Annotated in this window: 14 protein-coding genes; all 14 read right to left on the reverse strand. The window is 36.2% G+C overall.

The window, feature by feature from the left end:
• Positions 1 to 48: 48 nt before the first annotated feature.
• Positions 49 to 1,953, reverse strand: coding sequence for a fructose-specific PTS transporter subunit EIIC (locus tag LDP15_RS04680; RefSeq protein ID WP_003130940.1), 1,905 nt, complete (start codon positions 1,951 to 1,953; stop codon positions 49 to 51).
• Positions 1,953 to 2,870 carry a 1-phosphofructokinase gene (pfkB, locus tag LDP15_RS04685; RefSeq protein WP_015426238.1) on the reverse strand — a complete coding sequence of 306 codons (918 nt, stop codon included), beginning with the start codon at positions 2,868 to 2,870 and terminating at the stop codon, positions 1,953 to 1,955. The genes LDP15_RS04680 and pfkB overlap by 1 nt, the downstream gene beginning before the upstream one ends.
• A gap of 83 nt (positions 2,871 to 2,953) precedes the next feature.
• Positions 2,954 to 3,655, reverse strand: coding sequence for a DeoR/GlpR family DNA-binding transcription regulator (locus LDP15_RS04690; protein ID WP_010905655.1), 702 nt, complete (start codon positions 3,653 to 3,655; stop codon positions 2,954 to 2,956).
• A 120-nt stretch (positions 3,656 to 3,775) separates the two neighbouring features.
• Positions 3,776 to 4,915 (reverse strand): M20 peptidase aminoacylase family protein, encoded by a 1,140-nt coding sequence (locus LDP15_RS04695; protein ID WP_015426237.1) that lies wholly within the window; start codon positions 4,913 to 4,915, stop codon positions 3,776 to 3,778.
• Positions 4,916 to 4,981: 66 nt separating this feature from the next.
• Positions 4,982 to 6,745: an oleate hydratase gene (locus tag LDP15_RS04700; RefSeq protein ID WP_015426236.1), complete on the reverse strand. Its 1,764-nt coding sequence runs from the start codon at positions 6,743 to 6,745 to the stop codon at positions 4,982 to 4,984.
• Positions 6,746 to 6,956: 211 nt separating this feature from the next.
• Entirely contained in the window at positions 6,957 to 8,780 is a 1,824-nt protein-coding gene (gene dnaK / locus LDP15_RS04705; protein WP_015426235.1) for a molecular chaperone DnaK, read from the reverse strand.
• Positions 8,781 to 8,852: 72 nt separating this feature from the next.
• Positions 8,853 to 9,392, reverse strand: a complete 540-nt coding sequence (gene grpE / locus LDP15_RS04710; protein WP_012897593.1) for a nucleotide exchange factor GrpE — start codon at positions 9,390 to 9,392, stop codon at positions 8,853 to 8,855.
• A 29-nt stretch (positions 9,393 to 9,421) separates the two neighbouring features.
• Entirely contained in the window at positions 9,422 to 10,465 is a 1,044-nt protein-coding gene (gene hrcA, locus LDP15_RS04715; protein ID WP_015426234.1) for a heat-inducible transcriptional repressor HrcA, read from the reverse strand.
• 220 nt (positions 10,466 to 10,685) lie between these two features.
• Positions 10,686 to 11,090 (reverse strand): hypothetical protein, encoded by a 405-nt coding sequence (locus LDP15_RS04720; protein ID WP_015426233.1) that lies wholly within the window; start codon positions 11,088 to 11,090, stop codon positions 10,686 to 10,688.
• Positions 11,091 to 11,103: 13 nt separating this feature from the next.
• A complete protein-coding gene (locus LDP15_RS04725; RefSeq protein WP_015426232.1) occupies positions 11,104 to 11,850 on the reverse strand; it encodes a M15 family metallopeptidase in 747 nt (248 codons plus the stop codon).
• Positions 11,847 to 12,542 carry a histidine phosphatase family protein gene (locus tag LDP15_RS04730; RefSeq protein WP_003130927.1) on the reverse strand — a complete coding sequence of 232 codons (696 nt, stop codon included), beginning with the start codon at positions 12,540 to 12,542 and terminating at the stop codon, positions 11,847 to 11,849. Before LDP15_RS04730 ends, LDP15_RS04725 begins: the two co-directional genes overlap by 4 nt.
• Before the next feature lie 67 nt (positions 12,543 to 12,609).
• A complete protein-coding gene (locus LDP15_RS04735; RefSeq protein WP_042230252.1) occupies positions 12,610 to 13,089 on the reverse strand; it encodes a hypothetical protein in 480 nt (159 codons plus the stop codon).
• A gap of 99 nt (positions 13,090 to 13,188) precedes the next feature.
• On the reverse strand, positions 13,189 to 14,526 hold the full coding sequence (locus tag LDP15_RS04740) for a PFL family protein (RefSeq protein WP_003130925.1): 1,338 nt from the start codon (positions 14,524 to 14,526) through the stop codon (positions 13,189 to 13,191).
• Between the two features lie 116 nt (positions 14,527 to 14,642).
• On the reverse strand, positions 14,643 to 14,906 hold the full coding sequence (locus LDP15_RS04745; protein WP_003130922.1) for an ACT domain-containing protein: 264 nt from the start codon (positions 14,904 to 14,906) through the stop codon (positions 14,643 to 14,645).
• Positions 14,907 to 14,996: the final 90 nt, after the last annotated feature.

The following is a 14,996-nucleotide window of genomic DNA, read 5'->3' on the forward strand; positions in this document are numbered from 1 at the left end:
ATATCAAAAAAAGCGGTATTAAACCGCTCTTATTATTCTCATTCATTTTTATTTTGCTTTTTTCAATGCACCAAATAATAGGCCTGAAACAATTGCGCCAATCAAGATGAACAAGAGATAAAGTAAAGGATTGTTTGTCAATGCGAGAACGAAGACTCCACCATGTGGTGCCATCAATTTAATGTTTGCCATACCAGTCAAACCACCGGCTACTGCTGCTCCAATCATAAATGATGGAATTGCGCGTGCGGGGTCAGATGCACCAAATGGAATTGACCCTTCAGTGATGAATGAAAGCCCCATAACGATATTTGTCAAACCAGCATTGCGTTCTTCTTTAGTAAATTTATTTTTAAACAAGATAACAGCGACTGTAGTTGCAAGTGGTGGAACCATCCCACCAGCCATAACGGCGGCCATTGTTACTGAGCCACCAGTTGAAACTGTTGCTGCTAAAGTACCAGTTGCAAAGATATAAGCAGCTTTGTTAATTGGACCGCCAAGGTCAATAGCCATCATTCCACCAACAACTAAACCAAGTACAAGGGCAGATGCTCCTGATAGACTCGCTAAGAAGTTAGAGAGACCGGTATTAATTGCTGCCATTGGTATATTGACAAAGAGCATTAGGAAACCTGTGATAAATGTTCCAACTAATGGATAAATCAAGATAGCTTTAATTCCATCAAGTGAACGAGGAAGTTTTGCAAAAGCTTTACGTAAAAGGATAATGACACCACCGGCAAGGAAACCACCAACTAGGGCTCCTAAGAAGCCAGATGGAATCATTTTAGCAGGATCTAAATGACCAAATGCAAGACCAGAAGATGCCATAGAACCAGCGACAAAACCAGCAACTAAACCAGGTTTATCAGCAATGGAGTTAGCAATGAAACCAGCTAGAACAGGCAACATAAAGGCAAAAGCTGCACCACCAACATTTTTAAAGTAAGCTGCTAAAGGGTGATAAACTCCTAGATTAGCCAATTGACTTTGAGGAACTCCCATTGCTTGGTCAATCAAGAAAGCAAGAGCAATAAGTATCCCACCACCAACAACGAATGGAAGCATTGCAGAAACCCCACCCATTAAGTGTTTATAGAATGCTTTTCCTAATCCACCAGATGCTTCTTCTTTTACTTCATCAGATCCGTCTGCTTCATAAATTGGTGCTTTACCTGAAAGTGCACGATTAATTAATTCTTCAGTATCTCGGATGGCATGTGCAACTGGAACTTGAACCATTTCTTTACCAGCAAAACGATTCATTTCAACTTTCTTATCCGCTGCCACAATAACAGCATCTGCTTTTTGGATATCGGCTGCACTTAATTTATTATCAATTCCACGCGCACCATTGGTTTCAACTTTAATTCCAACGCCCATTTCCAAGGCTTGTTTTTTAAGCGCTTCTTCAGCCATATAAGTATGAGCAATACCCGTTGTACAAGCCGTTACAGCTACAATATAATGTTCAGCATTTTCAACAGTCTTAATTTCTTCTTGTTTTTCAGAAAAAAGCTGAATGACCTCTCTTGGATACTCAACTTTTCTCAAACGATCTTGGAAACCGTCTTTAAGAAGATAAGTTGAAAGTTGTGCTAAAGCTTCCAAGTGAGTATCATTAGCACCGTCTGGTGCTGCTATCATGAAGAAAAGATTGACAGGTTGTCCATCTAATGCGGCGTAGTCAACACCAACTTTTGATTTTGCAAAGAGAACGACTGGCTCATTGACCGCTGTATTTTTACTGTGAGGCATTGCAATTCCATCGCCAAGTCCGGTTGAAGTCTGTGCCTCACGGGCCATAATTCCTGCTTTAAAAGTTGCGAAATCATTGACATAACCTTCAGAAACTAATTTATTGACCATTTCATCAATAACGGCTTCTTTGCTAGTTGCTTGGAGGTCAAGAATCATAACCTCTGTTTTAAGTAAATCTTTTATTTCCATCATTTCACCTCTGAAATATTAACTTTTTTATAAATTTCTTCCAAAAATGCTCGGCTTGGCATATCATCTGAGAATGCCTTTGAAGTTCCACAAGCGATTGCTTGTCTAAATGCTAATAGCGGGTCTTTAGACTGGCTATATTCAGCTAAAAATCCTGCAACGGTCGAATCACCAGCACCAATAGAATTTTTTAACTCTCCTTTAATCCCTTGAGCAAAATAAACTTTCTCATTTGTAAAGAGGAGTGCTCCATCACCAGCCATTGATACGATAACATTTTGAGCACCCATTTCTAAAAGTTTTTGACCATAAGGAATGATTTGCTCATTATTTTTGAAGCTTGTTTCACAGATTGCTTCTAGTTCTTCTCGGTTTGGTTTAATGAGTAGGGGATGAGCAGGAAGCGAATCAAGTAATTTTTGACCATCAACATCCATGACAAAAGTTGCTTTTTGCTTTTGGACTTTAGCAATCAAACGCTCATAGAAATCTTCACCAAGACTTTTAGGGATTGTACCTGCAAAGACAACGATATCATCTTTTTTCAAATGATCAAATTTTTCAAGAAAATGATTAATTTCACTTTCTTGAAGTTTTGGTCCAGCCGCATCAAGACTTGTTTCGCTTTCCTGACTTTTCAGCTTGACATTAATTCTTGTCAAATCTTCTATTTCTGTGAAATCCGAATCAATCTGATTCTCATTTAAGAAATCTTTAATATATTGACCAGAAAATCCACCTAGAAAGCCTAGTGCCTTGCTTTTGGCACCTACAAGACTTAGCATGCGACTTTCCATAATTCCTTTACCACCTGCTGAAATCTGTGTTTTCCCTGTTCGGTTCACCTCACCAAGTGCTAACTCTTCATAATTCATGAAGTAGTCAAGTGCTGGGTTGAGTGTTACTGTATAAATCATAATTCTCCTTTATGTAAGACGTAGGTTTGCAAATACTAACTTTTAGTGAAATTTTTTTCACACGATTCATTTAAAAACAAACGCTAATTGTTCTCGGTAATTAATTCAACTTCTTCAGAATTAGCAAATTTGACAAAACTCATTTGTCCTAATTTAGAAGAATCGGCTAATATGAAAGCATTCTGGCTTTGTTTGACTGCTAGTCCTTTTATTGCTGCTTCTTCATGGTCTGGCGTCATTGCTCCGTGTTCATTATCAAAGCCGTTAGCTCCAACAAAAGCACTATTGAATTGATAAGCAGAAAGTTGTTCTAAAGCCTGACTCCCAATTATTGCATCTGTTACCTTTTTCACTCGTCCACCGAGCAGATAGACGATTAATCGGTCATCTGTTAATTTCGCCAAATGACTGACAGAGTTGGTTACAATCGTTAAATAAAGATGAGATTGATTGATAAGTTCAGCTAAAATACCGGTTGTAGTCCCAGCATCTAAAAAAATAATATCTCCATCTTTAATTTTCGATAATGCTTTTTGAGCGATTTCTTCTTTTTCTTGAATGTTTTTGGAAGTTTTTTCGGAAATACTTAATTCTTCCGATAAGTCTTGTGTAAGTTCTGCACCACCGTGAACTCGTCTTAAAGATTTTTCTTTTTCCAATTCATTCAAATCTCGCCTAAGTGTTGATATAGAGCAATCCATTAATGTAAGAAGTTCTTCAATCGTTGCTCTTCTTTTTAATTTTAGATAGTCAACAATCCGTCTTTTTCTTTCATTTGCTAACATTTCCATCTCCTGAATTCGTTTACAAAAATCATTATAACACCTTTATCTTTCAAAATCAATCATTAACTATCATTTTCTTCCAAAAAAATTCAAAAATAAAAAACTATCTAATAATAGTTTTTATTTAAAGTGTTCAAGTAATTGATGAGCGCTTTCCAAATAGTAGTCAACAGCAACTTTTAGAGTTTCATCTTGAACGACCATATCAGCAAAATGAAGTCCAGAAGCCCCTTGTTCATTTGAACCAATAAAAGCAAAGACACTTGGAGCTTGCTTTTGATAATTAGCGAAGTCTTCCCCCGCACTTGACGGCTCTGGATATACCACCTTATCATGCCATTGCTCGGTTCTTTTCCTGACAACATCTGTCAATTCGAAATCGTTGAACGTGAGGTCCGCTTCCATTAACCATTTAATCTCTAGTTCAACATCATAAGCTTTTGCAGTGGCCTCGATAATTTGACTGAATCTTCTCTTTGTTAAGGAACGTACTTCATTGTCAAAAGTTCTTATTGTCCCTTCTAAACGAGCATTGTTTGGTAAAACATTCCAAGTATTTCCGGCTTCAATGTGTGTGACAGATACAACAGCAGCTCTCAGTGGTGAAATATTTCTAGAAACAATTTGTTGTAGATTTTGAACGATCGCAGCACTAGCTAAAATCAAATCTTGACCTTCTTGCGGATATGCCGCATGACTTCCTTGACCTTTTATTAAAATTTCAAAACGTTCAACGGCTGCCATTACTCCACCCTCACCTAAGCCAATTACTCCAGCTGACAAAGTAGGCATATTATGGTAGCCAATAAAAGCTTGAACATCTGAAACTAATCCTGTTTTTAGAATTTCTTTGGCTCCTTCGCCAATTTCTTCGGCAGGTTGAAATATAAGTTTGATTGTCCCACTAAACTGACTTTCCTTCTCTTTTAGAATTTTAGCAGCTCCTAAAAGACTAGTCATATGTAAGTCATGACCACAAGCATGCATTGCTCCTTTGTTTACAGAGGAAAATTCTAATCCTGTTTCTTCTAGAATAGGCAAGGCGTCAATATCTGCTCTTAGCGCAATAATAGGTTTTCCTGAGCCAATTTTTGCAACAAGTCCTGTTTTAAGCTGACTATCCATTATTTCAATTTGCCAATCTGCTAATTTTTGACGAATAAATTTTGTCGTTTCAACTTCTTTTTTTGATATTTCGGGATGAGCATGAAGATAATGTCTAATTTCAACAAGCTCTTGGTATAAATTTTCTTCAATCATAAGAATAATTGTATCAAAAATAGCGGAGGCTGCTCCTTCGCTATTTCTTGTGACTTCATTTAAATTTTAAATCAGACCCGCATCTTCTAAAAGTTCTTCAATATATGTTCCTTTGATTTTCTTAAGTCCAACTTTGAGCGCTTGTTTTTTAATAAATGAGAGCTCTAAATCTTCTAATTTTTGCTTATCTGATAGATAGTAGGCTGAACTTGCTAAAGTTCGTAAATCATAAGCCGAAGCATAGACTTCCGGAACACCGCGATCAACATTTAATAATTGATAAACAGCTTCCATCGCAGTTCTGACTGAATACTCGGTTGTAAAGACTGTATCACGCTCAGTTTCCGCAAAATTTCCTAAAAACGCTAAATTGATTGATTGTTCAGGTACTACAAGAGGGCGATCCCCTGGTTCACGAAGCATGAAATAAGAAGTAATGAAAGGCATATATACTGGAATTGTATTAGTATTTTCTTTAACAAATACTTCAATTTCTTCTTCTGGCATTCCTAAATGATAAAGTAATTCTTGAGTAATTTCTTCACCTGTACAATCTTCAATTGGTTTTTTGATATAGTTCCCAGGTGTATTTGAAAGAAGACCATAAACCCAAGTTACTGTTTCTTGGTCATTTTGTTCTTTAAAATGAGGTTGGCGGTGAGTTGTAAATGAAAGGAGCCAATTCGAATCTTTAACAGTAATAATTCCTCCTGTGACAACTTTTCCTGAACGCAATTGACGATGTGTTAATTTTTCAAAATAAGGTTGAATCTTTAAATTTTTCCAAGTGACAGTTGCTGATACAACCCAAGCTTCTTTTGGAATGTCCTTACAAAAAACATCTGGATGTCCAAATTCTTCTGATTGTTTAGCTAAATTTTGCCAAAGTTTCCAAGAGCCACCAAGTTCACTAGTTTTCGGAGCGGCTTGTGTTGGTGAACCTTGAGTTGAACTTTCTGTAATTGAACCATTTGTGACAAAAACTAAGTCATTTTCTGTCAGTTCTTTTATTTTTTTGTCAGCAAATACAATAGCTTTTGCTACCTTTTTGCCATTTGAAAAGTCAACTTCAACATTTTCAACCTGTGCTCCATATTTAAAATCAACTCCATGATCTTTTAAGTATGAAATTAATGGTTTTACTAGCGATTCATATTGATTATATTTTGTAAATTTTAGGGCAGAAAAATCAGGTAACCCCTCAATATGGTGGATAAAACGCATAATGTAACGACGCATTTCAATAGCTGAATGCCATTTTTCAAAAGCAAACATTGAACACCAATAAAGCCAAAAATTTGATTCGAAGAACTCATCAGTAAAGCAATCTTCTATTGTTTTACCTACAAGTAGTTCTTCTTTAGTCATGAACAATTTGATTATTTCTTCTTGAGCTTTTGGACTTAGTGTAAATTTTCCATCGTCATCAACCCGTTCACCACGATTATGGATAATACGACAGTTAGATGAATTTGGATCATCACGGTCAATTCGATAAAATTCATCTAAAACAGACGCATTGTCCACTTCTAATGACGGAATTGTTCGGAATAAGTCCCAAAGACATTCAAAATGGTTTTCCATTTCACGTCCACCACGAACAACGAAACCATCATGTGGAATAAATGAACCGTCAAGAGAACCTCCTGACAACGGTAACTCTTCTAAAATATGAATACGGTTCCCTGACATTTGACCGTCACGAATTAAAAATACTGCTGTTGCAAGCCCTGCAAGGCCTGCCCCAATAATATAAGCTGATTTTTGATCAACATTTTCTGGTTTTCTTGGGTGAACGAAAGCTTCATAATTTCCATTTGTATAACGCATAATAATTAACCTCCTCTAATCTAAACAACATCAGTTTGACTAAATTTTTTAGTCTCTTTACTTCTAATTCTCCTCCAATTCTTACTAATTTCATTATAGTACAAGAAGAAAATGATTGCAAGAATCTGAAATAGTTTTTAGACAACATGTCTATTTTGTCCAATTTTTATAAAAAAAGCACTGAAAAAAGAATCAGTGCTTTTATAAATTATTATTTGCTTTCTTCAAAGTCACCATCAAATGTATTATCATCTTTTGGAGCTTCTTGAGCATCAGTTGCTTGTCCAGCTTCACCTTGAGCTGCATTTGCTTGTTCATAAAGTTTTACAGCGAGGTTTTGAGCGATTTCAGAAAGTGCTTCTGATTTAGCTTTGATATCATCAATATCTTCACCTTCAAGCGCTTTTTTGAGTTCTTCTTTAGCGTCTTCAGCTTTTTTAACTTCAGCTTCTTCTACTTTTCCTTCAAGGTCTTTCAAAGTTTTTTCAGTTTGGAAAACTAAAGCATCAGCTTCATTACGTGTATCAACTTCTTCTTTACGTTTTGCATCAGCGTCAGCATTTGCTTCAGCATCTTTCATCATTTTATCAATTTCTTCATCAGAAAGACCTGAGTTTGATTTGATAACGATAGTTTGTTCTTTTTGTGTACCAAGGTCTTTAGCTTTAACAGAAACAATACCATTTTTATCAATATCAAATGTTACTTCGATTTGTGGAATACCACGTGGTGCTGCAGGGATATCTGTTAATTGGAAACGACCCAAAGTTTTGTTATCAGCTGCCATTGGACGTTCACCTTGAAGGACATGAATATCTACAGCAGGTTGATTGTCAGCAGCAGTTGAGAAGACTTGTGATTTAGAAGTTGGGATAGTTGTGTTACGGTCAATCAATTTTGTGAAGACACCACCCATTGTTTCAATACCAAGTGAAAGTGGAGTAACGTCAAGGAGAACAACATCTTTAACGTCACCAGTAATCACACCACCTTGAATTGCTGCACCCATAGCAACAACTTCATCAGGGTTTACTGATTTATTTGGTTCTTTGTTTGTTTCGTGACGAACAAGTTCAACAACAGCAGGGATACGAGTTGAACCACCAACCAAGAGAACTTCGTCAATATCAGAAGTTGACAAGCCAGCATCGGAAAGGGCTTGGCGGACTGGTTGACGTGTAGCTTCAACAAGATCATGTGTCAATTCATCAAATTTAGCACGAGTCAAAGCCATTTCCAAGTGAAGAGGGCCAGCAGCACCGGCTGTGATGAATGGCAAGCTGATTTGAGTAGTTGTTACACCTGAAAGGTCTTTTTTCGCTTTTTCAGCGGCATCTTTCAAACGTTGCAAAGCCATTTTATCTTGGGCAAGGTCAATTCCGTTTTCTTTCTTGAATTCGGCAACCATCCAGTCAATGATTTTTTGGTCAAAATCATCACCACCGAGTTTGTTGTTACCAGCAGTTGCAAGAACATCAAAGACACCATCACCAAGTTCAAGAATTGAAACGTCGAATGTACCACCACCAAGGTCAAATACAAGAATCTTTTCATCTTTATCTGTTTTATCAAGACCATAAGCAAGAGCTGCTGCTGTTGGTTCGTTAACGATACGTTCTACTTCAAGACCAGCAATTTTACCAGCATCTTTAGTTGCTTGACGTTGAGCGTCATTGAAGTATGCAGGTACAGTGATAACTGCTTTTTCTACTTTTTCTCCAAGATAAGCTTCTGCTGTAGCTTTCAAGTTTTGAAGAATCATTGCTGAAATTTCTTGTGGTGTGTATTCTTTACCATTTGCAGAAACTTTTTCAGATGTTCCCATTTTTGATTTAATAGAAATAATTGTTTCTGGGTTAGTTACCGCTTGACGTTTTGCAGCGTCACCGACAATGATTTCACCATTTTTGAAAGCTACAACTGAAGGTGTTGTACGATTTCCTTCTGGATTTGGAATAATTTTTGATTCAGTTCCTTCAAGAACTGCTACTGCTGAGTTTGTTGTACCAAGGTCAATACCGATAATTTTAGACATATTATTAAATCTCCTTTATTTCTTATTACTTATGAATAGTTTAAAGACTTTGCGGTCAATTTATTTTTTAATTTACTGTGCTACGACAACCATTGCTGGACGAAGTAAACGTTCGTGAAGTTGGTAACCTTTTTGGAAAACTTGCACGATGCTGTCAGCTGGATGTTCATCATCAGCTGGGACAGTTTGAACAGCCATGTGAAGATTATGGTCGAAACTTTCATAAGAAACTTCTTCAACGCCTTCTTCTTTAAGCGCTGAAATCAAGCTTTCTTGGACCATTTCAAGGCCTTTTTTAACATCATCCGTTAATCCTTCAACAGCAAGTGCACGTTCAAGATTATCTAGTGAAGATAAGATTTTTTTTGCTAAATCTTGTGAACGATATTTGATAAGTTGCAAACGTTCTTCATTTCCACGACGTTGTACGTTTTGCATTTCTGCAGAAACGCGAAGGAATTTATTTTCCCACTCAGTCGCTAACTTTTGTGCTTCATCAAGTTCGTTGATCTCTTCTTCAACAATATCCTCAAGTGCTTCCTCTGTTAACTCCTCAGTCACTTCTTCATCAACTTTTTCATTTTTGATTTCTTCTTTAGTTTCTTCGGACATAGGCCCTCCTTTTTTAAATAACTTTTTTATCATTTACTAATTTCATAATGGTTACCATCAAGATAACGATAATAGTCACTCAGCTTCATAGTTAAAACTTTAGCAACTAAGTCAAGAACTGATAACGTCCTTTGATAATCCATTTCTACAGGTCCAACGACTGTTAGAGTACCAAAACCGCGATATGGGATAACAAATTTTTGCGAAATAATCGTTAAATTTTTCATGTATTTTTCGTCATTGTCAAATTTAACGGCACGCATTTCATCGTTATTAGTGATTTCGCGAATTTCATGAAGCATCCGTTCATCATCGCTAAAGAGTTTATATAATTCTGCAAGATTGTCAGTTGCATAATCAAAGATATTTTTACGCCCAGCGACGGTCAGCCGTTCTTTGAACAAATCATCAAAAATTGATTCAAAGAGTTGGAGAACTTCACTCGTAACTTTGAAATAACGCTGAACAATCTGTGGAATCTCTGTTCGTAAAGTATAGTGAATATCAATCACTTTTTTACCAACCAGACGTTCTTTAACTAGATTACTAAAGACTGCTAAATCAGCTTCGGTCATCGATTTTGGAAGAATAAATTGATTTGTTCTTACTTCACCAGTCCCTAATGTTATAACTGAAAGTACTGAATGACTATCCAGCATGACCATTTCAAATGAAACTAATTGTTGGTCACGTTGGGGAGCATTAAGAACAAAGCTTGTCAAACCAGTGAGTTCTGATAAACTTTTAGCTGCTGTTTTAAACAGGTCAGATAGGCGATAAAAATCACCATCAAAAGCTTTCATCACTTTAAATAAGTCATTTTGACTAAATTCATCTAACTGGATGACATTTTCTACAAAATACTTATAACCTGAAACACTTGGAACACGTCCACTTGAAGTGTGTTCTTTTTGAATCAAGCCTAGTTTTTCCAAAACTTTCATGTCGTTTCGGATTGTAGCGCTAGAAGCTTGAATACTATCAAGGAGCGACTTTGAACCGATTGGCGTATGCTCTTTGGCATAAAGAGAAACAATCAAATTTAAAATTTGTCTTTGACGTTCTGTAATCATGACTACTCCTTTCTCCACAGATAAGAAGTTCGGCAAAACTTCTTTCGCAAGCTCAAAAATTTCTTGAGCCTTTGACTTCTGTTTAGTATCTACAAGCTTTTTCTGTTTTAGCACTCTTCATCTCTAAGTGCTAACAAATTTATTATAACCCTTTGTTTATACCTTGTCAAGCAAAAAGACATAAAAATTAGCACTCTTTTTATTAGAGTGCTAATTTCATTTATAAAAGATTGGAATCTTTGGATGTTTGCCAAATATTCATGACTGTAATTACCATTACAGCAATGACAAAGAGGCTTTCATACTTTACTTCATGTTGAATGAAAAGTATGGCATAATCTATAATCAAAAGTGCCGAAATAATTTCTAAAAGTATAAAAGTAAAACGCCAAAATTTCAATAATAGAAAGATTAATAAAGCAAAAATCAATAAATAGATTAAACTTTGCCAACTCGTAATTGTTGACGAAATTTTAGTCGTTAATGTTTTTATATTTGTCGATAAGTTATTAAAAAATTGACTAAAGAAATTATTATGAACAAGGAGAACTTTAATCATTTCCGAGACACTGTAAATAAATAGAGCAATATTAACATAGAGTAGAAGTCTGGTTCGGTTTAGCATGAATTCATTTCCTTTATGCTGGTAATAGTTTTAGATATTCTTCTAAAGTAAGATTGTGTTCGGTCATATATTTAGCATTTTCTAAACCAACATATCTAAAATGCCAGTCTTCATAACCAATTCCTGTCTCTGCCTTTTTCCCTTCTGGAAAACGAAGAACAAATCCATATTTGGGAGCAATTGCTGCAACTTGTTTTGCATATTGACTCTCATTTAGGCTATCAATATTACTCATATCAATCGCTAATCCTGTTTGATGTTCTGAGCTTCTTGGTGGCTGAGAATAAGTTTGCACATTTTTTATCGCTTCTTCTTCTGAAATTGGATTTCCACTTGAATTTACTGTTCCTTGACCATTCATTTCTGCTTGGACATAAGATTGATAAAGCCCTTCTTGATATGAGACTGACCGATAACCTGAGATTAAATGTTCAGCTGGTGATATTTGTTGGGCTGCTGCTAAAAACTGTTGAACCGCTGATGCTATCCTTTGATCAACTTGAATCCCATTTACGGTTGCCAGTGTTGGGTTCATTTCATCTTTAGGTGATTTTCGACTCACCAATACTAAATCCCAATCTGATTGTTTAGCGTCAGGTAAATCTTTTTTCTTTGCCGCCTCTTTAGAAGACGAAATACTTGTTTTTTTAGATGATTCGTTTGTTGAATTTGACTTATCATTGGTAAATAAAATAAATCCCAAAGCGCCAATGATCAAAAGAACAAGCACGATTAAACTAAATGTTATTCTTCTTTTCATTTTTTAGCTAACTTTTCACTCCCTATTTCTCGATAAGACATGTCTCCGACTTTTCCAATGGTAAATTTTCCATCCTCAAAACTTAAATGAGTGACAGAACCATTATCAAGACCATGTGGACGAGGGAGTTCTGGGTGAGCGAGTTTTACAAAAGTTCCAATGGTCATTCCATGGCTGACAATAACTATATTTTTAGCCCCTTTTGCTTCAGATTCCTTGGCAATATCTGTAAAACCATCCATGATACGTCCTGAAAGTTTTTCCCAGGGTTCAGCCCAGCCAGCCGTATCAACTTCAAAAATCGCATTAGCAATTACTTCATCTGGAGGAAATTCGTCGGTATGATGATTTCCAGTTTCGGTAAATATTCTTGGTAAAACGCCATCAAAAAGCTCTCCGTCATAGCCACCATCAAATGAACCAAAACACCACTCACGGATTCTTTTATCATAAGTGTATGGAATTCCTTCATTATCAGAATTAGCCAAAATAAAGCCCATTGTCTGGATTGTACGTCCAGAATCAGATGAATAAGCTCGGTCAAATTTAATGCCTTTTTCTTTGAAGCCTAGACCAAGTTCAATAATTCCTTGTTCTCCTGCCGCAGTTAAAGGTGTATCAGACCAACCTTGCGCTCTGCCAATTGTATTAAACATTGTCTTTCCATGTCGAACTAAATAAATATTTACCATTTCTACTCCCCTTTTTAATGATTCTAACAAAAAAATTACGATAGGATATTTCTATCTATATAGAAAATTACAGCCATTCCTGTTTAATTGTAAAGTAGGAACCTCTTATCTCACCTGCGAGTTTTGAACGTTGGCGTGCAAATTTGAATTTTCCCTCAAGTTCTTTGGGGATTTCCATACCCACTGACAACTTTATTCCAACTGCCCGTTTTGGTTTCTTGCCCTCTTGTCCAACTTTTTCATAGAGTAGATTTAAAACCATACCGTCTTCGTAATAGAATTCAGGCCAATAGAGTTCATCATTTTCATAGATAGCAACTTCGAGTATTTTTGCTGAAAATTTTAAATTACGTTCTTCAAGTAAAATTTTCTCAAACAAAGCGACTTCGTCGGCTTTTTCATGAGCTGGATATGTGAAATACTCAAATTTATACTTATTCCAAAAATAACGTGCTTCATTAGCTCGTAAACCTGCTAAATCATCAGCTACCGGCGAAGTTTCCAAGCCAACTGTTTCTACATCTTTAAAATTCACTTTGTAAGCCATAAAATAACCTCCGTATTTTTTCACTTCTTCTATTATATCATTTTTGGAAGCGCTCATCATTTTTTAGAAATATTTAGGAGCTGAATTTTAAAAGTATTTTTAGTTTTTAAATGAATGAATTGGTGCTGGAATTTGACCGCCACGAGCAATAAAATCTGCTGACGATGCTTTGTTTACTCTCATAACTGGTGCTACACCGAAAAGTCCACCAAATTCGATTTGTTCGCCTTCTTTGCCCATTGGAATAATCCGTACTGCTGTCGTTTTTTGATTAATGACCCCGATAGCGGCTTCATCAGCAATCATTGCTGCAATGGTAGATGCCGGTGTTTCTTCAGGAATTGCAATCATATCCAAGCCAACTGAACAAACACAAGTCATGGCTTCTAATTTTTCAATATTCAATGCTCCAGAATTGACAGCGGCAATCATTCCTTCGTCTTCTGAAACTGGGATAAAGGCTCCTGAAAGTCCACCAACACGTTCAGCTGCCATAACTCCGCCTTTTTTCACGGCGTCGTTAAGCATTGCAAGAGCGGCTGTTGTTCCATGAGTCCCAACAGTTTCAAGTCCCATTTCTTCCAAAACACGTGCAACCGAATCGCCAATTGCTGGTGTAGGTGCGAGTGATAAATCAACTATTCCAAATTCAACATTAAGTCTTTCTGAAGCCATTTGACCAACAAGTTGACCAATTCTTGTAATTTTAAAAGCTGTCTTTTTAATGGTTTCGGCTAAAATATCAAAAGATTCTCCGCGGACTTTTTCAAGAGCACGTTTAACTACACCAGGTCCTGAAACTCCGACGTTGATAATCGTATCTGCTTCCCCAACTCCATGAAAAGCTCCTGCCATAAATGGATTGTCTTCAACGGCATTAGCAAAGACAACAAGTTTGGCATTGAGCCATTTATCACCTTTAGACATGATTTTGATGGTTTCACCCATATCTCGAACTGCTGTCATATTAATACCTGTTTTAGTTGAACCAACATTTACCGAAGCACAGACGCGCTCAGTTGCTGCTAGTGCTTTAGGCATTGATTTAATCAAAATTTCATCACCTTTTTGATAGCCTTTTTGCACAAGAGCAGAATAGCCACCAATAAAGTCAATGCCAATCTCTTTTGCTGCACGATCCATCGCAAGAGCAAGTGGTGTGTAATCATCAGCAGCTGTTGCTGCTCCGATAATTGCAATGGGTGTTACAGAAACACGTTTATTGACAATTTTAATACCGAGTTCATGTCCAATCTCGTTACCTACTTCAACAAGTTTTCCTGCTTTTTTGACAATTTTTTGATAGATTTTTTCAGCTGCTTTATCAATATCAGCATCGATACAATCAAGAAGACTGATTCCCATTGTTATTGTGCGAATGTCGAAATTTTGTTCTTCAATCATCGCAATTGTTTCTTTGATATTTTGAATATCCATTATTTAATTTCCTTAGTTTTGATTAAAATTTTACTGACAGAAATTTTTTTCGTGCTGTCAGTAAAAATACTTTTAAATAAAAGTCATTTATTGGCTAATTTTTTTCTGTCAGTAAATTATAATTTGTGCATGGCGTTAAAAATTGCTTCATTTTGAACATGAATATTGACACCCAAGGCTTCACCTTTTCTTGAAAGTTCTGCTTGAAAGGCTGAAAAATCACTATTTTGTGTTTCAACTACCATCATCATGGTAAAAGCTCCACTCATCAAGGTTTGTGAAATTTCAATGATATTTGCTTCAAGTTCTGCCAATGTTGCTGTGACTCCAGCAACAATCCCAATTTTATCTGCTCCTACTACTGTTACAACTGCGCGCATTTTGTTTCTCCATTCAAATTTTTATCCTATTATAACATTTTTATTTAAATTTTCAGTCAATTTTCTTGTCAGTAAAATAAACTTTTGCTG

This window comes from Lactococcus sp. SK2-659 (genome assembly GCF_020218185.2).
GTDB lineage: Bacteria > Bacillota > Bacilli > Lactobacillales > Streptococcaceae > Lactococcus > Lactococcus lactis.

What these genes read in the sequence shown, in the direction of transcription:
- LDP15_RS04720 (WP_015426233.1), bottom strand. Translation starts at nt 11,090, where the DNA reads ATGCTAAACCGAACCAGACTTCTACTCTATGTTAATATTGCTCTATTT.
- LDP15_RS04745 (WP_003130922.1), bottom strand. Translation starts at nt 14,906, where the DNA reads ATGCGCGCAGTTGTAACAGTAGTAGGAGCAGATAAAATTGGGATTGTT.
- dnaK (WP_015426235.1), bottom strand. Translation starts at nt 8,780, where the DNA reads ATGTCTAAAATTATCGGTATTGACCTTGGTACAACAAACTCAGCAGTA.
- LDP15_RS04680 (WP_003130940.1), bottom strand. Translation starts at nt 1,953, where the DNA reads ATGGAAATAAAAGATTTACTTAAAACAGAGGTTATGATTCTTGACCTC.
- hrcA (WP_015426234.1), bottom strand. Translation starts at nt 10,465, where the DNA reads ATGATTACAGAACGTCAAAGACAAATTTTAAATTTGATTGTTTCTCTT.
- LDP15_RS04740 (WP_003130925.1), bottom strand. Translation starts at nt 14,526, where the DNA reads ATGGATATTCAAAATATCAAAGAAACAATTGCGATGATTGAAGAACAA.
- LDP15_RS04735 (WP_042230252.1), bottom strand. Translation starts at nt 13,089, where the DNA reads ATGGCTTACAAAGTGAATTTTAAAGATGTAGAAACAGTTGGCTTGGAA.
- LDP15_RS04730 (WP_003130927.1), bottom strand. Translation starts at nt 12,542, where the DNA reads ATGGTAAATATTTATTTAGTTCGACATGGAAAGACAATGTTTAATACA.
- LDP15_RS04725 (WP_015426232.1), bottom strand. Translation starts at nt 11,850, where the DNA reads ATGAAAAGAAGAATAACATTTAGTTTAATCGTGCTTGTTCTTTTGATC.
- grpE (WP_012897593.1), bottom strand. Translation starts at nt 9,392, where the DNA reads ATGTCCGAAGAAACTAAAGAAGAAATCAAAAATGAAAAAGTTGATGAA.
- LDP15_RS04690 (WP_010905655.1), bottom strand. Translation starts at nt 3,655, where the DNA reads ATGTTAGCAAATGAAAGAAAAAGACGGATTGTTGACTATCTAAAATTA.
- LDP15_RS04695 (WP_015426237.1), bottom strand. Translation starts at nt 4,915, where the DNA reads ATGATTGAAGAAAATTTATACCAAGAGCTTGTTGAAATTAGACATTAT.
- LDP15_RS04700 (WP_015426236.1), bottom strand. Translation starts at nt 6,745, where the DNA reads ATGCGTTATACAAATGGAAATTATGAAGCTTTCGTTCACCCAAGAAAA.
- pfkB (WP_015426238.1), bottom strand. Translation starts at nt 2,870, where the DNA reads ATGATTTATACAGTAACACTCAACCCAGCACTTGACTACTTCATGAAT.